Source organism: Paenibacillus polymyxa, assembly GCF_015710975.1.
In the GTDB taxonomy this organism is placed as follows: Bacteria; Bacillota; Bacilli; order Paenibacillales; family Paenibacillaceae; genus Paenibacillus; species Paenibacillus polymyxa.
Genome location: NZ_CP049783.1, coordinates 5325813 through 5346389, shown reverse-complemented (window position 1 = coordinate 5346389; position 20577 = coordinate 5325813). Strand labels below are relative to the sequence as shown.

20 protein-coding genes and 1 pseudogene are annotated in these 20577 nt (G+C 45.3%); 19 read left to right on the top strand and 2 right to left on the bottom strand.

Annotated elements, in window-relative coordinates:
- Positions 1–867: a LysR family transcriptional regulator gene (locus G7035_RS24185; protein ID WP_017428365.1), complete on the bottom strand. Its 867-nt coding sequence runs from the start codon at positions 865–867 to the stop codon at positions 1–3.
- A gap of 131 nt (positions 868–998) precedes the next feature.
- Between G7035_RS24185 and G7035_RS24180 the strand changes: the two genes are divergently transcribed.
- Complete coding sequence (locus G7035_RS24180; RefSeq protein ID WP_019687076.1) at positions 999–1328, top strand: antibiotic biosynthesis monooxygenase family protein; 330 nt, start codon at positions 999–1001, stop codon at positions 1326–1328.
- A 120-nt stretch (positions 1329–1448) separates the two neighbouring features.
- On the opposite strand, the gene G7035_RS24175 is transcribed toward G7035_RS24180, so the two are convergent.
- On the bottom strand, positions 1449–2318 hold the full coding sequence (locus G7035_RS24175; RefSeq protein WP_019687077.1) for a DUF421 domain-containing protein: 870 nt from the start codon (positions 2316–2318) through the stop codon (positions 1449–1451).
- Positions 2319–2589: 271 nt separating this feature from the next.
- Between G7035_RS24175 and G7035_RS24170 the strand changes: the two genes are divergently transcribed.
- From G7035_RS24170 to G7035_RS24085, 18 genes and pseudogenes are all read left to right on the top strand, one after another.
- The gene (locus tag G7035_RS24170) at positions 2590–2859 is read left to right on the top strand and encodes a glutaredoxin family protein (RefSeq protein WP_017428368.1); all 270 of its coding nucleotides are present in this window, start codon (positions 2590–2592) and stop codon (positions 2857–2859) included.
- Between the two features lie 29 nt (positions 2860–2888).
- Positions 2889–4229 carry an LLM class flavin-dependent oxidoreductase gene (locus tag G7035_RS24165; protein ID WP_019687078.1) on the top strand — a complete coding sequence of 447 codons (1341 nt, stop codon included), beginning with the start codon at positions 2889–2891 and terminating at the stop codon, positions 4227–4229.
- 17 nt (positions 4230–4246) lie between these two features.
- Positions 4247–4777 carry an NADPH-dependent FMN reductase gene (ssuE, locus tag G7035_RS24160; protein ID WP_016821107.1) on the top strand — a complete coding sequence of 177 codons (531 nt, stop codon included), beginning with the start codon at positions 4247–4249 and terminating at the stop codon, positions 4775–4777.
- A 107-nt stretch (positions 4778–4884) separates the two neighbouring features.
- Positions 4885–5775: a LysR family transcriptional regulator gene (locus tag G7035_RS24155; protein ID WP_019687079.1), complete on the top strand. Its 891-nt coding sequence runs from the start codon at positions 4885–4887 to the stop codon at positions 5773–5775.
- A gap of 160 nt (positions 5776–5935) precedes the next feature.
- Positions 5936–6787, top strand: a complete 852-nt coding sequence (locus G7035_RS24150; RefSeq protein ID WP_019687080.1) for a transporter substrate-binding domain-containing protein — start codon at positions 5936–5938, stop codon at positions 6785–6787.
- Positions 6788–6863: 76 nt separating this feature from the next.
- Positions 6864–7643 (top strand): amino acid ABC transporter permease, encoded by a 780-nt coding sequence (locus G7035_RS24145; RefSeq protein WP_019687081.1) that lies wholly within the window; start codon positions 6864–6866, stop codon positions 7641–7643.
- Positions 7640–8350 (top strand): amino acid ABC transporter permease, encoded by a 711-nt coding sequence (locus G7035_RS24140; protein WP_016821111.1) that lies wholly within the window; start codon positions 7640–7642, stop codon positions 8348–8350. The genes G7035_RS24145 and G7035_RS24140 overlap by 4 nt, the downstream gene beginning before the upstream one ends.
- Complete coding sequence (locus G7035_RS24135) at positions 8347–9099, top strand: amino acid ABC transporter ATP-binding protein (RefSeq protein ID WP_019687082.1); 753 nt, start codon at positions 8347–8349, stop codon at positions 9097–9099. The genes G7035_RS24140 and G7035_RS24135 overlap by 4 nt, the downstream gene beginning before the upstream one ends.
- 14 nt (positions 9100–9113) lie before the next feature.
- Entirely contained in the window at positions 9114–10130 is a 1017-nt protein-coding gene (locus tag G7035_RS24130) for an LLM class flavin-dependent oxidoreductase (RefSeq protein ID WP_019687083.1), read from the top strand.
- Positions 10131–10187: 57 nt separating this feature from the next.
- A complete protein-coding gene (locus tag G7035_RS24125; RefSeq protein WP_019687084.1) occupies positions 10188–11345 on the top strand; it encodes an amidohydrolase in 1158 nt (385 codons plus the stop codon).
- A 191-nt stretch (positions 11346–11536) separates the two neighbouring features.
- On the top strand, positions 11537–12472 hold the full coding sequence (locus G7035_RS24120; protein WP_019687085.1) for a hypothetical protein: 936 nt from the start codon (positions 11537–11539) through the stop codon (positions 12470–12472).
- A gap of 218 nt (positions 12473–12690) precedes the next feature.
- On the top strand, positions 12691–13629 hold the full coding sequence (locus G7035_RS24115) for an ArsR family transcriptional regulator (RefSeq protein ID WP_019687086.1): 939 nt from the start codon (positions 12691–12693) through the stop codon (positions 13627–13629).
- A 127-nt stretch (positions 13630–13756) separates the two neighbouring features.
- Positions 13757–14671, top strand: coding sequence for a class I SAM-dependent methyltransferase (locus G7035_RS24110; protein ID WP_017428376.1), 915 nt, complete (start codon positions 13757–13759; stop codon positions 14669–14671).
- A 220-nt stretch (positions 14672–14891) separates the two neighbouring features.
- The gene (locus G7035_RS24105; RefSeq protein ID WP_017428377.1) at positions 14892–16616 is read left to right on the top strand and encodes an ABC transporter substrate-binding protein; all 1725 of its coding nucleotides are present in this window, start codon (positions 14892–14894) and stop codon (positions 16614–16616) included.
- A gap of 107 nt (positions 16617–16723) precedes the next feature.
- On the top strand, positions 16724–17677 hold the full coding sequence (locus tag G7035_RS24100) for an ABC transporter permease (RefSeq protein ID WP_019687087.1): 954 nt from the start codon (positions 16724–16726) through the stop codon (positions 17675–17677).
- A gap of 15 nt (positions 17678–17692) precedes the next feature.
- Positions 17693–18617: pseudogene (locus G7035_RS24095) on the top strand (ABC transporter permease).
- 13 nt (positions 18618–18630) lie between these two features.
- Positions 18631–19614 (top strand): ABC transporter ATP-binding protein, encoded by a 984-nt coding sequence (locus tag G7035_RS24090; protein WP_019687089.1) that lies wholly within the window; start codon positions 18631–18633, stop codon positions 19612–19614.
- Complete coding sequence (locus G7035_RS24085) at positions 19607–20575, top strand: ABC transporter ATP-binding protein (RefSeq protein ID WP_019687090.1); 969 nt, start codon at positions 19607–19609, stop codon at positions 20573–20575. The genes G7035_RS24090 and G7035_RS24085 overlap by 8 nt, the downstream gene beginning before the upstream one ends.
- Positions 20576–20577 lie beyond the last annotated feature (2 nt).

Here is a 20577-nt window from a genome sequence, read left to right as displayed (position 1 = left end):
CTAGTTGATCCATTCAGTAATAAAATCCATACACTTCTTGGCGGCTGGAGCCATGTTCTTTGAGGAGGCAGTAGCGATACCAACGGAACGGAAATATGGTCCATCCAAGGGCCGAATACAAATTTCATAAGGGTTTTGCACTAAAATCATTTCGGGCAGGATACTTACGCCCAGGCCATTTTGCACCATAGCCATAATGGCATGATCATCTTCTAATTCATATTTGATTTTCGGAACAAGCTTATGCTGGGAAAAAATTCTCTGTACATCTGTGTCACAGCCTGAAGCCGGCATAATGAAGGGTTCATGGAGAAGCTGATCCACACGTATGCTTGTTTGCTCCCGAAGCACATGATTAGATGGAAGTACGCACAGCATTCTTTCTTTTTTTAACGGTAATACTTCCAGTCCATCGAGAGTAGGCAGATTAACGAAGCCAAAATCAGCTTCTCCGCTGGCTATCCATTTTTCAATGTCATGGTAGTTCCCGTCAAGCAACTTTAGTTCAATAAGTGGGAACTGCTCGTTAAACTTTTGGATGATCCCAGGCAACCAATGGATGGATACACTTGAGAATGTGCCTATCTTTACAGTTCCGGTTTCCAATCCTTTGATGAGGGCGACCTCTTGATACAGCTTTTCATTCATTTGTATGATTTCTCTGAAATGCTTCATCAGACGTTCTCCGTTGCTGGTCAATTGGATGCCTGAACGTCCTCTAATTAAAAGAGTCAGGCCCAATTCCTGCTCCAAAGCGGAAACGGCATGGCTAATAGCGGATTGTGTAAGATTGAGAAGTTCTCCTGCTTTGGTAAAGCTTCCTGCTTCTATTACGCTAAGAAAGACCTTATATTTAAACAAATTCATATGTCCTCCAACTTAGAATGAAATATATTCATACATAATATCACATATATTCATTTTTTTTATCTCAGCTTTGTGGTTATAATCGAACTTGAGAAAAATGCCGATTAATCATTAATTTCTGGGAGGTACCTATGAGTTCAATTGCAAAGACACCACAACCCCCTTATTATGCAGCTATTTTTACTTCTGAACGTTCGGAAGGGGATGGTGGATACGGAAAGATGGGGGACAAAATGGTGGAACTGGCTGCCAAGCAGCCTGGCTTTCTAGGTGTGGAAAGTGTTCGTAACCAAAACGGAGTGGGCATCACAGTGTCCTATTGGGAGTCTTTGGACGCTATAAAACATTGGAAGGATAACGAGTTGCACAAGGTAGCACAGGAGAAAGGGAAATCCGAGTGGTATACAGCATTCGGTTTAAGAGTGAGCAAGGTAGAGCGAGATTATTTTTTTACAGTGTAAACATGAAATGCGCACTGGCCCTGTAATTACAAAAGGAGCGTCTTCCAAGCCATAAACGGCTGGCAGGACGCTCCTTTTTTTGTTCCTATGCTTATACTCTTACGGGCTATGTGTATATGCTCAGGAGTTAGATGTATTTACCGGCTTCATCTCCTGTATAGCTTCTTTCAAACTTTGTGAGCATTGTTCGTATAGTTGTTTTCTTTGCTGCTCACTGGAGCCAGATGCGAGCTTTTGCAATTCAGTAGTGCACTGTTCTAATAGAGTCAGCACGGCTTGATTAGAGTCCTGTACCTTGGATTGTTGTACATTATCGCTATATTGGTCAATATATAGTTCTCCTTGTGTGTCCACCTGGGCAAAAAACACATCTTTGACCGTTAGACTCTTTTCCTTTAGCTTGGCATCCAGCCATTGCTGAGTAATCCCCATGTATGCCATTTGTTGCTCCATAAGTTGTCCATCCATAATGACTGCTGTAGGTTCCTTCTCCGGTAGCTGCAGCATATTCAGATCCTTAAGCGTCACAGGCTGCTTGTCTTTGGTTAACAGCACATTAACTTCGCCACTAGTTTCCATAAGAGCAAATTCTACATCAGCTACTTTGAATACATTCTTGCTTCGAAGCTGTTCCATGAGTTCATCCAGGGTGAGTCGCTCTTTTCTCAGATTATCCTCTAAAATTTTGCCGTCTTTGATTAGGACTGTCGTCTTTCCATCTGATAAATCCCTGACTTTCTTGCTTTTAATTTGCAAAAATTCAATGCCAAGTGTTGTCAGTACCCATACGGCTAACGATACAGTACCCAAGTACCAGGAGGATTCGCGTTCCAAAGGGATAGAAGCAGCCAAGTTACCGATGGTGATTCCAGTTATATATTCGAACAAGGAAAGCTGTGATACCTGACGTTTTCCGAGAATCTTGGTAATCACAAAAAGAATAACGATGGCTAATAACGTACGTAAAGCTACAATGGTCCATTCCTGCATTTGTCCAACCTCATTTCATTTCGCCATAAGGGCGCTACTATTCCAAGGATGTCCGCGCCAAGTCCCATTTAAACTCTAATCTACCCAAATTTAAATAACAGGCTGTCACCTATCCGATTCAATGCAATATAAAATTAAAATTTTCTATCGTTTAATTACCATTGTCTATTAGTCAAGCGATTGACGGAAAGAAGGGAGCAGGATACATTATAGATATAATTCATATTTAATCAATCGGGATTATAAACATTAAACTCGCGGAGGTATGTATATGTCATCCAAACCTAAAGTTGTAGTGTGGAGCAAAACCGGCTGTCATTTTTGTGGAGAGATAAAATCGTACCTAGAATCCCAAAATCAGCCGTATGAAAATATCCAAGTGGACGGTAATGATGCACTGCGTGATGTGTTGGAGACCAAATATGGTATTCGCTATGTTCCTGTCGTAGAGGTAGGCGGAGATAACAAATATGAAGCACTTCTTAACCCGGATCTGGAAGAGCTGGGTAAAGTGCTGGAAAGTTATAATCAAGCGGTATAACAATTATATTCAAGAGAGGTGGAAGAGCCATGGCTAAGAATAGACAGATTAAATTGGGTGCGATAATTCACGGTGTTGGGGGAAGCATGACGACTTGGCGCCACCCTGATGTACCGGCGGATGCCAGTGTTAATTTTGAATTTTATAAAACGCAGGCGCAAAAGGCAGAGGAAGGGAAGTTTGATCTCGTATTTATCGCAGACGGTTTGTTTATTAACGAAAAATCCATTCCTCACTTTCTGAACCGTTTTGAGCCAATTACGATTTTGTCTGCTTTGGCTGGGGTGACGAAGCATATCGGACTGGTCGGCACATTGTCGACTTCCTATAGCGAACCGTTCACGGTAGCACGCCAGTTTTCTTCCATTGATCATATTAGTGGAGGGCGTGCAGGCTGGAATGTAGTGACTTCCCCGCTGGAAGGTTCTGCTCTTAACTTTAACAAAGGGGAGCATCCATCGCATCCACAGCGTTATAAAATTGCCGATGAATATTTGCAGGTGACCAAAGGACTGTGGGACTCGTGGGAAGAGGATGCGTTCGTTCGTGATAAGGAAGCCGGCGTATTCTTTGATCCCGACAAGCTGCATACACTGAACCACAAAGGTGAGTTTTTCTCTGTGCAGGGTCCGCTTAACATTGGGCGATCCAAGCAGGGACAGCCGGTCATTTTCCAGGCGGGTTCCTCAGAAGATGGCAAAAACCTGGCTGCCAAGGAAGCGGATGCTGTATTTACAGGACATGAAACCTTGGAGGAAGCACAGCAGTTTTACCGTGATGTGAAGGAACGTGCGGTGCGCTATGGCAGATCAGAAGAGGATATTGTCATTTTGCCAGGCATTTCGCCGATTATTGGCAGTACGCCAGAGGAAGCGGAACGCAAGTATGAGGAGATTACCAATCTAGTAACGATCGAGGCTGCGTTAAAATATTTGGGGCGTTTTTTCGATCATCATGATTTCTCACAATATCCGCTGGATGAGCCATTCCCTGAGCTTGAGGGTATTGGCAGTAATTCATTCCGCAGTGGTACAGATAAAATCAAACGAACAGCCAAAGAGCAGAATTTGACCCTGCGTGAGGTTGCATTACGTTCAGCTACGCCGAGAACCTCTTTTATTGGGACTGCTGAGCAGGTGGCGGATCGAGTGCAAGAGTGGTTTGAAGGAAAAGGCGCAGACGGATTCATTATCGGTTCCGACGTGCCAACGGGCCTACATGATTTCGTAAATCTAGTTGTGCCTATTTTGCAGGAGCGCGGTATTTACCGTCAGGATTATGAATTTAGCACATTGCGTGAAAACCTGGGCGTACCGATTCCTGAGAATCGTTATACAGCAGCCAGGTCCAAAGTGAAAGTTGACGTATAACAGAAGGAGGGAATGAGATGTCCAAGGTTGTCATCCTATCAGGCAGTCCATCTACACAATCCCGTTTGTACGGCCTGATTCACTATGCAACTGAGCAGTTACGGGAGGCTGGAGCAGAGGTTACATTACTGAATGTGGTCGACTTGCCAGCTGAGGATTTGATCAAAGCTAACTTTAATAGTCCCGACGTCACAGCATCGCTTGCGTTGCTTGCAGACGCAGATGCCGTCATTGTGGCTTCGCCAGTATATAAAGCCGCCTATTCAGGGCTATTGAAAATATTTCTGGATCTGGTTCCGCAGGAAGGTCTGAGAGAGAAGCCTGTCTTGCCTTTATTTATCGGCGGTACACTGGCCCATCTGCTGGTCATTGACTACGCCCTGAAGCCGGTGCTCAACGCGCTGGGGGGAAGACATATTCTTGGTGGGGTGTATGCGGTGGATCAGTGGGTCGAGCGCCTGCCGGGTGGAGCATATGGATTGTCCGAAGAGTTGGTTGTACGATTGGACCGTTCGGTTAAAGAACTAAATGAACTGTTAAAGTTATAGATATTTTCAATATTTCCATTGACAGGTCGTTAAGTGAGTTCTATGATACAAAAAACCAAGTTAACTCATTGGATAAATGTATATAAAACTTACTGGGGGACTTGCGTATGAATATCGAGAATATGGAAGCCTTTGTATACGTGAATCATTATGGAAGTTTTAATAAGGCGGCAGAAGCGTTGTTCTTGTCACAGCCCTCTGTCACAGCCCGGATTCAGACGCTGGAACGCGAGCTTGAGTGTAAGTTATTCGACCGTCAAAGCAAACAAACGATTCTGACCGAGGATGGACGAAAGTTTCTTCCTTATGCAGAGCAGATGCTCCAAGTGCTGCAAAAAGGGAAGCAAAAACTTCAACAGCGCAAGAAAGCCCCTCAGCAAATTCGAATCGGCTGCACGATATCGGTGTCGAACTACATTATTCCTGAAATATTAAAGCAGCTTCGTGCTCGGTATCCGGAAATCAACTACAAAATTGTGACGGCTACGACGGATCAACTGGTACATAAGCTGTTGAACCGTGAGGTAGACATTAGTTTTGTCCGTAAAGTGATGCATCCGGCTATTCGTACGCTTGCATTTTATGAAGACCCGATTTCCCTGTATGTATATGAAGGCCATCCGTTTACGAAGACAGGTAAGGCTAGCATACAGGATATCCAACGTGAAACACTGGTGTTTTTTGAATGCGGATCATTAGATTGGATGAGGATTCATCGATCTTTTGAATCACTGGAGCAGCCACCGGATATAGCTTTTCAGGTAGACAATGTGGTCACGGCCAAAAAGCTGGTATTGCAAGAGGCGGGCATTGCCTTTTTACCGGATGTCTGTGTGAACCGTGAAGTGAAGGATCAGAAGCTGTTCCGCATTCATGTTCCAGAGGTGGCTGGGGTATCTATGCAGATTAGCATAATCGCGGCCAAAGAAGACTGCGCAGTGACCTCGGATTTTGCAGATGCACTGACAGAAGGCTTCAGGGAGGCTGTTTTGTTATAGAAAAGTTCTATAGGTTGGTGGATTGACGTATTGATTTCCAAGTGTTAAATTAATCACATCCTAAAACCAATTAAGCTTATAGGAATTATAAAATATCAAATGTTATAGCTACCATGTATGTCGCAAACTGCTGATATGCAAAGAGATGAGGGGGATTCATATGAAAAAGTGGTTTGCAATATTGTCTGTTATGGCAATCATTCTGGTGTTGGCAGGCTGCGGTTCCTCAGATGACACGTCTAGTGCGTCAGGTTCAAGCGGAGACGTGAAGAAAATTATCGTAGGCACAGGTACTCAATTTAAAAATGTATGCTTTATTGACGAAAATGGAAATTTAACAGGCTTTGATGTGGAGCTGATTAAGGAGCTGGACAAGCGCCTGCCTCAATACGAGTTTGAATTCAAAACGATGGATTTTGGAAATCTGCTGCTCAGTCTCGATGCCGGCAAGATCGATCTGGTATCGCATCAAATGGAGAAAAACCCGGAACGCGAAGCCAAGTATCTGTTCAACAAAAATCCGTATAGCATTTTTCTGAACAGAGTGGCTGTAGCGAAGGATAATAATAGCGTTCATTCCATTGATGATTTAAAAGGGAAAAAGGTACTCACCAGTCCAACCAGTAATGCGGCGTATGTGCTGAAAGAATATAACAAAACCCACGGGGATGCTCTGAATATCGTATATACGTCTGGTGCAGCCAATGATACGGTGCAACAAATTACGAGCGGCCGTATAGATGCGACCATTACGACAGACTTTGCGAACCGTTTTAACACCGATGAAAAAGGAGAAGTAGCTCTGAAAACCGTCGGTGATCCTTTGACTCAATCGGATGTGCTCTATGTACTGAACAAAAATGAGCAAGGATTGGCGGATGACCTGGACAAAGCCATTCAGGAAGTGAAGGACGACGGCACGTTGTCGAAGCTGAGCATCAAATGGCTTGGAGAGGACTTCACAAAGTCCCTGGAGGATGTGAAAAAAGTAGGTTCCAGCAGTAAGAAGTAAGGACAGACTTGGACATTTCAGCGGTCAGGGTACTTTATGTATTCTGACCGCTGATGTATAGAAAGGAGGCAGGCATATGAGCAGAGAGTTCAATATTGATTATGTTTTTAGCTTTATCCCGAAAATGCTGTCCTATTTGCACATCACCTTGTTTATTGTGGCAAGCTCGCTTGTGTTGGGACTGATCATTGGTCTGTTGGTTGCGCTGCCTCGCATGTATAACATTCCATTTCTCAAACGTGTTTCTCAGGTGTATGTTTCTTTTTTCCGTGGAACCCCTATTCTAATTCAATTGTTTCTGGTGTATTACGGCCTGCCAGAGTTACTAAAGCTGGTGGATATCAATTCCTCCAGGTGGGATGTGCTGTGGTTTGCTGTAGCGACCTATGCGCTCAACAGTGGAGCCTTTATTTCTGAAATTATCAGGTCTGGTGTAGGAGCTGTAGATCGGGGACAAATCGAGGCTGCACAGTCAGTCGGCATGTCAGGCTATCAGACTTTTACACGTATCATCTTGCCACAAGCGCTGGCTGTGGTGGTTCCCGTATTTTCCAATCTGGTCATTGGTAATTTGAAGGATACTTCGCTGGCGTTTACCATCGGTGCGATGGAGATGACAGGAAAATCGCAAACATTAGGCTCGGCTACCCAGCATTTTGTTGAAACGTATATCGCATTGTCTCTTATCTATCTGGTGATCAGTCTGATTGTACAAAAATTATTCAAGGTGCTGGAAAATACGCTTCTCCGGCATGAGCATAGAGATTCAGTACAGAAAGAGCCCGCAAAACGAAAAGGTTTTGTGGTGCGTTACCTGAGAAGTCCTCGTCTGAGTAAAGGAGGTAAAGGCATATGAGTCTGGACTTTGGATTTGTATACACCGCCTTTTTGGGATTGTTCTCGGCGTTGCCCAACACTTTAATCATTACAGTGGTTTCCGTGCTAGCAGGGTTGGTCATCGGGATTATAACGGCGTTGGCACGAATTTATAACGTTCCTGTGTTGTCGCAAATCTCTCACGCTTACGTTACTTTTATCCGAGGTACACCGATGCTGATGCATCTGCTGCTTATTTATTTCAGTTTGCCCTTGTTGATTGATGCAGGAGCGAAGCATTTCGGTTGGTCACTGCAATCCAAAGACGTTCCTTATATGGTATTTGCACTCATTTCGTTCTCCATTACCAGTGGCGCCTATATGTCTGAGGTCGTCCGTTCCGGAATCCAGTCGGTCAACAAGGGCCAAATTGAGGCGGCTTATGCGGTTGGTATGACGACATGGCAAGTATTGAGACGCATCGTATTTCCACAGGCGTTTGTGGTGAGTTTGCCGAACCTGACGAATTCGGTTATTGGGATGCTGCATGGCTCTACCTTGGCCTTCACGGTTTCGGTCACGGAAATCCAGGCACAGGCTGAAATTCTGGCATCCACCAACTGGAAATATTTAGAGGTGTATATTGCGGCAGCACTGCTATTTTGGGGCTTGACGGTATTGATTGAGCGAATATCCGGCTTGGTGGAGAAAAAAATCAATGTGTTTAATGGAGGTCGAGCATCATGATCCGTCTGCAAAATATTACAAAGTCGTTCGGCAAACATGAAGTGCTCAAAGGCATTGATTTGACGGTAAACAAAGGCGAGGTCGTTGTTATCTTAGGACCAAGCGGTTCAGGAAAAACAACCTTGCTACGCTGCATTAATTATCTGGAAAAGCCGAATGACGGAGAAGTCAGCATTGGCGATTTTACCGTGAACTGCAAGCGACCTGCGAAGAAGGATGTCTTGGCCTTGCGTAAAAAGACGGCTATGGTGTTCCAGCAATATCATTTGTTCAAGCATAAAACTGCGCTGGAAAATGTCATGGAGGGACTCATTGTTGTCCGCAAGGTTAAGCAGGAGGAAGCCAAAAAAATCAGTATTGAAGTGCTGGAAAAGGTTGGCCTCGGCGAAAAACTGAATCATTATCCGAGCCAGCTATCCGGCGGGCAGCAGCAGCGTGTCGGCATCGCGCGCGCTTTGGCGCTGAACCCGGAGGTGATTTTGTTCGATGAGCCGACTTCGGCATTAGATCCTGAACTGGTGGGTGAGGTGCTGTCGGTGATCCGCAAAATCGCAAAGGAAGGCATAACAATGATTGTTGTGACACATGAGATGGGCTTTGCGCGTGATGTTTCTAATCATGTGGTTTTTATGGATGGTGGCCATATTATCGAAGAAGGCACACCGGACGCTATTTTTAATCACCCCAAAGAGGAACGTACTCAGCAATTTCTGAAGCGAATTACACCAGAATATAACTATTCCATTTGACGGGAGAGGGAGACATGAGCATAAAAATCGGAGTATTGGATCAAAGCCCTATACACGAGGGTGAAACGGCGGCACAGGCCCTTCGCAACACAATTAAGCTGGCGCAGCGTGTAGAAGAACTGGGATTCACACGCTTTTGGGTATCAGAACATCATGATTCCGAGCAGGTTGCAGGCTCATCACCAGAGGTGCTTATTTCCCATCTATTAGCACGTACCGAGCGTATTACCATCGGGTCTGGCGGGGTAATGCTTCAGCATTACAGTCCATATAAAGTGGCTGAAAACTTTAATGTGCTAGCCTCTCTTGCACCGGGGCGTGTAGATTTGGGTATCGGACGTGCGCCAGGCGGGTTGCCGAAATCTACACAGGCGTTACAACGCAACGTGCATGATGCGCCTTCTCTTGAAGAGAAAATTGATGAAGTAAGCCGCTATATTCATAATATCCCGCCTGAAGAAGGACCGCTCGCCGGATTACAGGCGAATCCGATTCCAGAAACACCAGCAGATATTTATGTTTTGGGCACTAGCACAGACAGTGCTGGCATTGCTGCGCGTTTGGGGTTGCCCTATGTTTTCTCGCAATTTATTAATAGTAGTGAACAGGTTGCACTGGATTCATTCCGTACGTATCGGGAGTCTTTCGATTACAGTTATGGACGTGAGCCGAAGGCTCTTTTTGCACTATCGGTTATTGTGGCGGATACTTCCAAGGAAGCAGCGGAGTTGGCCGGTGAGCAGAAGCTATACAAGATTCACCTGGCCAGTGGCAAAACGGCTACGGTGGGCGCGCTGGAAAGTGCAGAGGAATTTGGTAAGCAATCGGGTGAAGAATATACAATTGAAGTTACAGAAGCACAAATTAACAAAGGAAATAAAGACGAAATCTATGCTGCGCTGACGGATATACAAGCGAAGTATCAGGCTGATGAACTGATCGTGACGACAGGCATACGGGATATCGAAAAGCGTGTGCGCTCATTCGAGTTGTTGCATGAGGCTTTTGCCGGATTGCCTGTGCAGTTCTAGATACTATTGACATAAGAAAGTTATAGCCAATAATGGATTCACAAAGGAGGAATAGGGATGAGTGGATCAACCGGGACAAAGGAGCAGGTTTTGGAGCAGAAGCTGGTGGAAATTCGCCGTCATCTGCACCGTTATCCCGAGCTGTCTAACGAGGAGGTTGAAACTACTGCCTATATTCGCCGCCTGCTCGAAGAACAGAATATAACGATTCTGGATGTGCCGCTGCGTACCGGATTGGTAGCGGAAATCGGCGGACAGCAGGAAGGTCCAACGGTTGCGCTTCGTGCAGACATTGATGCACTGCCCATCCAGGAGGAGACGGGATTGCCCTATGCTTCGCTACATCCTGGCAAGATGCATGCCTGTGGGCATGATTTTCATACGGCATCCCTGTTAGGTGCAGCCGCATTGCTGAAGCAGCGGGAGCAAAAGCTGAAAGGGACGGTTCGACTGGTGTTCCAGCCAGCCGAGGAGAAAGCCAAAGGCGCTGCCCAAGTGCTGGAAAGCGGTGCGCTGGCAGGGGTACAGGCCATCTTCGGCCTGCATAACAAACCAGACCTGCCCGTAGGCACGGTCGGTATCAAAGAAGGACCGCTAATGGCAGCGGCAGACGGATTTTACATTGAGGTGGAGGGCTTGAGCACACATGCGGCAGTTCCGCATGCAGGGATTGACCCCATTGTGGTATCGTCGCATATCATTACGGCACTGCAATCGATTGTGAGCAGGAGCGTTAACCCGCTCGATAGCGCGGTCATCAGTGTCACGAAGCTGCACAGTGGCAATGCCTGGAACATCATTCCGGACCGCGCTCATTTGGACGGAACCATTCGCACCTTTGACGAGAACGTCCGAGCTCAGGTGGCTGAACGCTTCGAGCAGGTCGTCAAGGGCGTAGCCGATGCTTTTGGCACGAAAGCGACCATTCGCTGGATTGAGGGCCCTCCACCTGTACTGAACGACGGTAAGTTGGCTGTTATCGCGGTGCAGGCGGCCGAAGCGGTTGGTCTGGAGGTCGTTCGCCCTATACCTTCCTCGGCAAGCGAGGACTTTGGATTTTATCAGAAGAACGTCCCAGGTGTGTTTGTCTTTATCGGCACTGCGGGAAGCCAGGAATGGCATCATCCTGCCTTTGATCTGGACGAACGCGCGCTGCCGGGAACAGCGAAGTTGCTAGCTTCACTGGCTGAATCGGCGTTGAAATCCATAGAGTAGGAATACAACGCTACTCTATGGATGCTGATCCCCTCTCTATGAAGAGGGGATCTTTTTGTTTGACGGTATATTATTCCAATGATAATATAAAATTGTTATTTAATTCAAAATTGAGAGTGGGTGTAGGTGAGAGATAAACGTTTGTTATTTTGAATGTGCTCGTAAAAATAACAGGTACGGAGGTTGAAAAAATGCCGAAGAAAAAAGGAATGATCATGGCTTCTTTTTCATTGGTAATGGCTGCTTCTTTACTGGTTGGCGGAGCTAATGTCGGTTCAGCAGCCTCAGATTATGAAAGCACCTCGAATATAGAAATAACGAGTAATAGCTTGGCTGCCGCTGAAATACCTGCTAAATTTAAGCCTTCGGTAGAATGGGTTTGGAAGAATAGGATAGTCAAAGAAGGCTCGACCAACCGTAAAAATTTGATTTTTGATCAAATTTATGCGGGAAAAGGAACGATAAATTATGTAGTACGCTGGCAATCCTCTAAAAATATCACTCTTCAGCAGCGTAAAGATATGGCTTCCATGCTAAGTCGCCAAATAAATAACTGGAATAAGCAGCTAAAAGGATATGACGGCTGGCCGTATAATTATATTACTGTAAAAATAGTAGGCTGGGCCGTTGCAAATCCGTCGCAGATTCTTAACAAACAATCGAATGAAATCGTTTACACGGATACGATTACCGATGACTTAAGTAAAACAGACCCCAATATTCCGGCAAAACTTCCGGTTGCTCCTAATGCACTGTCGAGATTTGAACATTTTATGGACCCTAACTATACGTATCCGGGGGGACTGGACAAGCGATTTGATATGTACTTATGGGGAACGTCTAATTTTCAGGGTGGAGCCGGTGGTGACTGGGGACAACGTATGCCTGATGATTATATCCTGAGCACCTTGAATTCGGATGAAGTTCAGATCACAGAGCATGAGATGGGGCATGGATTCGGCTTGCCTGATTTCTATGAAGAGCACGAGCGTCCACCTGGCGGGTTCCCTGTGCCTACGATTATGTGGGCCGGAAATTCTCCTAAAATTACGGAGTGGGATACCTGGATGTTGCGTTATACCTGGAGCCAGGTCAAGAAAGACACCTCTCGTTTTCCCACCCGTTAAAAGAAAATGTATGTATTCAAAGGTTGTCTCCTGCGATTTTTGGTGGGAGACAACCTTTTTTATTTTATAGATAAACAGTTTGACTCGGATGGGACTGACTTTGGCTTTGCATCAGTATTGTGCCTTCATTTTCGTATGAATGAATCACTAAGAATGAACGGATGTACGATAGTATGTATAATGGACATCAGATATGAAAGAAAAGAGGACAGAAAGCGATGAGTCACGACGTGAATGCTCCTTATGATGTACATGTAGCATATGGACCAGTGTTTGAACTGCTCAGCAGCTTACACACTTTTATTTGTCGTAAAGCGTATAAGAAGACAGATTTAATAGCATCCAGATGGGCGGACCAAGTGCGTGGAACGCTGTCTCCGAGGCTGTCCGCGTTACTGGAGTCCATGGAAATCAATGCAGACTGGAAAATTATTTATGGACTTGTATGTATGCTTTCTGATCAGGGGGGCGTTGAAGAGGTCGTGGATCGTTTGGAAAGCCAGTCTTTACAGGAACTAAAGCAACAGGCATCAGCCTATGGGATTCCGCTGTCTGACGACATGGAGAACCTCCGTAAACTTGCTTTGCAACTGCTATCCGGCTGGAACGAGGAGTATTTTCGTCACGTGGATACAAGTATCCTTAGCGGCCTGGAACTGGAAGCTGAATGCAGAAAACGGGAGGAGAACGCATATAGCTCTATGGAGCGGGTGGATCGTATAACTAATGGCTTCCGATTCGAGCCTTCCGCTGGACTGACGCAGGTGTTGCTGGTACCGCAATATCATTTTCAGCCGATGAATATTATTTATCGATTTGGGTCACTTTTGTTATGTCATTATTCCGGAGGAGTATATGTTCAGGAGGATGATTTTTTATCACCACAGGAATACCGAATGATTCGAAGTTTAGGGGAGAAGAGCAGGCTCAAGATTTTAAAATATTTGTACCAAAGCCAGTCCCCGCGAACCTTCATTGAGATTGTCCGTCATCTCAAGCTATCCAAGGGAATCACGCATGATCATATATTTAAGCTCCGTGCCGCTGGCTTTATTCATGCACATTTTGATGGCGAAACATTGCTTGGCTACAGTGCACGGCTTACGGCTGTGGATGAGATGCATGAGAGTATCCTTGGTTATATGGAGCGAAGGTAGGTCGCAATATTAATCATTGACAAAATTATTTATTTGTGCTATAATTTACAATTAATTATATTGATATTATAATAAGGTTCTCCTGGCCAGGGGAATCTTATTTTTGTTTTTATGGGAGGATCAATGTATGAAGCCAAATGAGTCTAGTTTAACTTCCTTAATATCAGCTTTTGGCCGAGCATATCATAGTCAACATGACACACCCAAAATTTTTGATGATTTTATGGCTAAAGATTTAATTTCCCAAAATGAGTTTTCAGATATCAGAGAGAATATGATTAAAGGAATAGCGTTTTTCAATAAAGATATTGCGCAAAGGTTCCAAGATGATCCGGATGAAATTTTAAAATGGATTACACAAGTTCAACTTTCTCCAACGACCTTAGCACGTGCTGCATATTGTGAAAAAGTATTACTTAATGAAGTTAGGTTAGGATTACAGCAGTATGTCATACTAGGGGCCGGGTTAGATACGTTTTGTTTCCGACATCCAGAATTGAAAAATAGCTTAGAAATATTTGAAATGGATCATCCAGCAACACAGGAATCTAAAAAGAAAAGGTTAGCTCATGCAAATTTAAAAATACCGAGCAATCTTCATCTGGTTTCTATGGACTTTGCCCATCCATTTTCGTATTCCAATCTATTGGATGAAGGGTTTGCTAATAAAAAAACATTCTTTAGCCTTCTGGGTGTTTCTTATTATTTAACTAAGGAGGAAATTTCAAGATTAATAAATCATTTGTTTACCAAGGTCCCATCGGGGAGTTCGATCGTTTTTGACTATGCAGATGAAAACCTTTTTAAAGAGAAAGGCATGTCTAATCGAGTTGAAAATATGGTGAAAATGGCTTCAGTAAGTGGTGAACCCATGAAATCATGCTTTGCTTATGATGAAATTGAGGGAATGTTAGAAGCTTCAGATTTACTAATTTATGAACATCTATCCCCGGATACAATAAATAGCCTTTTCTTTGGTGAGAGGGCAGATTATTTGTCCGCATTCGAAACGATTCATTATATCCATGCTATAAAAAAATAATATAACAATAAATAAGAGACAGCCTCTCAATCTACTATTAGGGATTGAGAGGTTTTATTTATATTTGTACAAGAATTCGGATAGATATTGATGAGCAGAGTTTTTATATAAAAAAATGCAGTTCTCCCTTTACAGAACCCTAATAAATTCCTATAATGAGGTTTATCTTCTTAATCACAACTTGTTCTATCGGAATTTAATCATTTAACTCGGGGGGATTATGTTGAAAAAGGGTATTATTTTACTTAGCAGTCTACTTCTGGCGAGCTCTACCTTGCTGGCAGCTTGCTCTAACGGTGGATCGGAAAGCAACAACAATACTACTGCCCAAAATAATGGGGACACACAGACAACTGCTACAGCGCAGCCATTAACAAGTCTGGTAAAGGCTTCTGATATGTCCAAATTGCCGGAAGTGTCCAAAAAAAGAAACGACACCATTATTGTAGGCCTGACTGACCCGGCCGGAGTATTTACGCCGTATTTTAACCAAAGCGGCTATGACGGCAACGTCATTTCGCAGTTATGGACTCCGCTGGTTACGGTAGATGAGAAGGGACTTCCGCTGCCCAATCTGGCGAAGAGCTGGGATATTTCCAAGGATAATTTAACATATACGTTTCATCTGGTTCCCAATACCCAATTCAGCGATGGCTCACCTTTGACAGCAGAGGATGTCGCATTTACCTGGACGTTAATCTATGACAAAGCCTATCCGGGCGATAGCCAAATCCGAAAGCTGAACATTAAAGGCGGCAAAGCCTATACGGAAGGCAAGGCACAACAAATTGATGGAATTAAGGTAATTGATCCACAGACTATTTCTGTGACATTGGAAAAGCCAAACGCGCTGGCTCTGACTATTCTCGGTGAATATGTATTGTCCAAAGCTTACTACGGCAAGGATTATAAGTTCGGACAGCTGGATTATTTTAAAAATTTGCATGGTAGCCCATTGGGGAATGGGGCATATAAGTTGGAAAAATTCATTCCAGGGCAAGAAGTTCGTCTGGAGGCAAACGATCACTTTTTTAAAGGCAAACCGAAAACGAAACACTTCATATATAAGACAGCGGAAGGCGATGCTTGGCAATTCATCGAAACAGGGGATACCGATTTTGCTTCCTTTACCGCAACGCAAGAAAATATCGACAAGCTGAAAGGACTCGGCTTTTTGAATATTTTGCCTTATACACCGAGCACCTATGGATATTTGCAAGTCAATCTGGAAAATGAAAAGCTGAAGGATAAAAAGGTTCGTCAAGCGTTGACCTATGGATTGGATCGCAAAAGCATTTATGTTGACGCAGCACAGGGAGCAGGGGCGGTCGCCAACATTCCAGCTTCTCCTATATTCTGGTCATACACGACCGATGGAATCAATCCATACAACTATGACCCGGAGCAAGCGAAAAAGCTGCTGGATGAAGCGGGCTGGGTAGAAGGCAGTGATGGCATTCGTGAGAAAAACGGCCAGAAGCTGACCATTCACTTGCTGACCTCCAAACGTCCAGAAACAGACACCTTTATCGCGCTTGCGGCTGAAAACTATAAAGCGATTGGCGTTGACTTGCAACCGGAAATCTTTGCAGACTTTAATGCAATGGTCGCCAAAGTGGAAGGTAAAGATTATGATCTCGCCGCCTTCTCGACAGCCATGCTGACAGACCCATCTGATGGAATCGAGCCGTTCGTCAATGGTGAAATCAAGGGATATAACAATCCGAAGCTCAAAGAGCTCTATGAAAAAGGTTTGGCTACGACGAATATGGAAGAGCGTAAGAAAATATATAAGGAATTATATGTACTGCTAAATGATGAACTACCCGTTATTTTCACCAACTACAAGAAGACTGTATATGCTTACAATGGTCGAATGGAACATGTAAAGGTCAGCCCATTCATTGGTTTGTCTGGTAATCTGTTCGAGTGGTCCCTTAAATAAGCCACCTTTGCGGGCCCCTTGTGAAGAACTTCAGGTTCGGATCAAGGGGTCCGCCAAATGGAGGACGCGTAATGAGTAGCCCGACCATGAATTGAAAGGAGTCTGTCATGAGCTCGTTTTTAACGAAAAGACTGACGTACATGATTATTATTTTGTTGGCCGCTTCGATGATGATTTTTTTTCTGTATGCCATGACACCGGGAGATTTCATTAGCGGTAATCTGAAGCTGTCGCCGGAGAGAAAAGCGGAGCTGAGGGAAATTTACGGGTTGAATAAGCCTATTCTTGAGCGCTACGGAAACTGGCTAGGCAATGCGCTGCATGGTAATTTCGGCTATTCGCTCGCTCAACAGAAACCGGTGCTAACCTTATTTAATGAATATATCTGGAATTCATTCTTGTTGGCCATTGTATCCACCTTCCTGACCTGGCTGATTGCAGTCATTATTGGTGTGGTTGCTGCTTACAAGCAGTATTCATGGTTCGATACACTGGTCATGGTGGTGATTTTTGCCGCGATGTCTGTACCCTCTTTTTTTATCGGACTGTATCTAATCAAAATTGCGGCGGTCGATCTGAAATGGCTGCCACCGGGCGGGATGCTCAATACGGGTAGTAACGCTACAGGCATGGAGTATGTGAAGGAGGTTCTCCAGCATATGACCTTGCCGGTGATCGTGATGACACTGCTGGGCTTGGGTTCGCTGACCCGTTACTTCCGCAGCAATATGATCGACGTGATCCAGCAGGATTATATCCGTACAGCTCGTGCAAAGGGCTTAATGGAAAGAAAGGTGCTTTTTACACACGCATTGAGAAATGCACTATTGCCTGCCATTACGCTCGTTGGCTTTGAATTGCCTGCGCTGTTTGGCGGATCTCTGATTATCGAAAAGATTTTTAACTGGCCCGGGATCGGTCAGTTGTACATGCAGTCTTTTTCGCTTCGGGATTATCCGCTGCTGATGGGCTTTACGATGCTGATTGCCATATTGAGCGTGATCGGGACGCTGTTATCCGATATTTTGTATCGCATTGCTGACCCGCGTGTGAAAGTGTAAGAAGGAGGCTATGGAATGTCATCCGTGAGCAGTAATTTGAGCAAGAGCAACGGCAGACTGCGATTAAATGCCAAATCTTCAATGTGGCAGCAAGCGCTCCGGCAGCTGTTCAGAAACAAGCTTGCTATGGCTGGGCTGCTCGTCGTGGTATTTATGTTTTTGCTCTGTTTTATCGGTCCGTTATTTTCTCCTTATTCCGATAACAAAACGAACATATTAATAATGAACAAGGCGCCGAATATCCATCACTGGCTAGGAACAGACAAGCTGGGACGGGATGTGCTGACACGTGTGATGCAGGCAGGTCAAATTTCTCTTACTGTGGGTTTGGCTTCTATGGTGTTGTCTGTCTTTTAGGAGCAACGCTGGGGTTATATCCGCCTATTTTCGCGGAATTGCGGATCAAATCATTATGCGCATTGCCGATTTGCTGCTGACTATACCCAGTTTGCCATTGCTATTTATTATGGGTGCGCTGTTATCTGACTGGAAGGTTCCGCCTGATCAACGGATGTATATCGTCATGTTGATGCTGAGTCTGGTCAACTGGCCGGGGATTGCACGGATGGTGAGAGGTCAGATGCTTAGTTTGCGAGAACGTGAATTTATGCAGGCAGCGACGGTACTAGGACTATCGAATCGCCGAAAGCTCTTTAAGCATCTGCTGCCGAATATTTTGCCATTGTTGATCGTTATCGCTACATTGAACATTGGCGGAGCCATCCTTAGTGAATCTGTACTCAGCTTCTTTGGTCTTGGCGTGTTGCCCACGACACCGACTTGGGGCAATATGATTGATGCCGCCAACAATGTACTGGATTTTCAGCAACGACCTTGGTTGTGGATACCACCAGGCCTGTCTATTTTTGCAACAGTCATCGCTATTAATATTTTTGGTGACGGGCTGCGGGATGTACTCGACCCGAAACATAAGAGGTAGGTGATCATGCACCATGGACAATTTACTTTCCATTGAACATTTAAGCACTCATTTTTATACAGAAGAAGGAACGGTCAAAGCGGTGGATGATATCAGCTTTCGCGTGAAGCCGGGGGAGACGGTATGCATTGTCGGTGAATCGGGCTGCGGCAAAAGTATTACCGCCATGTCGATCATGGGCCTGATTCAGAGTCCCGGTGGTAAAGTGGCAGGTGGAAGTATCCGTTTTGAGGAAACCGATCTGCTAGAGCTTAGTAGAAATGAGATGCGCACGATTCGCGGACATGAAATCTCTATGATTTTTCAGGAGCCGATGTCTTCATTAAATCCGGTGATGACCATTGGTGAACAACTGTCTGAGCCACTGATTGAGCACTTAAAGATGGGCCGAAAGCAAGCTCGCAAGCGGGCGCTAGAGCTGATTGAACAGGTCGGCATATCCCGACCGGAGCAGATTTTAAAAAGCTACCCCCATGAACTGAGCGGAGGGATGCTGCAGCGAATTATGATTGCTATTGCTGTTTCTTGCGGACCCAAGCTGCTTATTGCGGATGAGCCGACCACGGCACTAGATGTAACAATTCAGGCACAGATTCTCGACATGCTGCGTGAATTTAAAGCCCAATCCAATATGTCGCTCATGCTAATCACCCATGATCTGGGTGTTGTTGCGGAGATGGCCGATTATGTAATCGTGATGTATGCGGGCAAGATCGTCGAGGAAGGCGAAGTGGTGCAGCTATTCAATCACCCCAAGCATCCCTATACACAGGGGTTGCTCAAGTCCAAACCGGTGCTTAATCAGCGCCAAAAGGAGCTGTATTCCATCCCCGGACAGGTACCTAATCCACTGGAGCTGACGACTTCCTGTTATTTTCATGACCGCTGCGGGCATTGCATGGACATTTGTCGTGTAAAGGAGCCTACATTAAAAGAAGTTTCAGCTCAGCAGAAAGCATCCTGCTGGTTGTATGAGGAGGCGGTTGTTTATGGCTGAGCCGTTTTTGGAAATAGACCGTTTAAAAACATACTTCCCGGTGAAGTCCGGTTTTATGAATCGTACTACAGGGCACGTGCGGGCAGTAGACGATATAAGCTTTACGATCCGTCAGGGTGAAACCTTCGGTCTGGTGGGGGAATCGGGGAGCGGTAAAAGCACGGTGGGCCGCACAATTGTCAGATTGACGGATAAAACAGATGGTACCGTAAAATACAAAGGGGTGGATCTCCACAGCTTGTCGGCCAAAGGGATGCAGGAACTTCGTCCTAAAATTCAGCTGATCTTTCAAGACCCGTACAGCTCGCTGAATCCGCGTGTACGGATCGGAGATGCCATTGGTGAGGCGCTGCTCGACCACGGTATAGCTACCAAAGAGGAGGTCCGGCAGATCGTGCTGGACGTACTTATGCTGTGCGGATTGTCGGAATATCATATCGACCGTTTCCCGCATGAATTTTCGGGAGGTCAGCGTCAACGGATTGGCATTGCCCGCGCGCTGGCGCTTCAACCGGATCTGATCATCGCTGATGAGCCGGTGTCAGCGCTGGATGTGTCCATACAGGCGCAGATTATTAACCTTTTTGCCAAATTGCAGGCCGAGCGGGGTCTGACATATTTGTTCATCTCCCACGATTTGAGCGTAGTTGAACATTTATGTTCTCGTATTGGCGTGATGTACCTAGGCTCTATGGTCGAAACAGCTTCGCGTGACGAGTTATTCGGCAATCCGCTGCATCCGTATACGAAGGCGTTGCTGTCGGCTGTGCCTATACCAGTGCCGAAGCTAAAAAGAGAACGAATTTTGCTCAAAGGAGATATTCCAAGTCCGGTGAATCCGCCTTCGGGCTGCAAGTTTCATACGCGCTGCCCCTTTGCAATCGACCGCTGTTCTCAAGAGATTCCATTCTATCGTGAAGCTCGCCCAGATCACTGGGTGGCTTGCCATTTGGCTGAATGAAC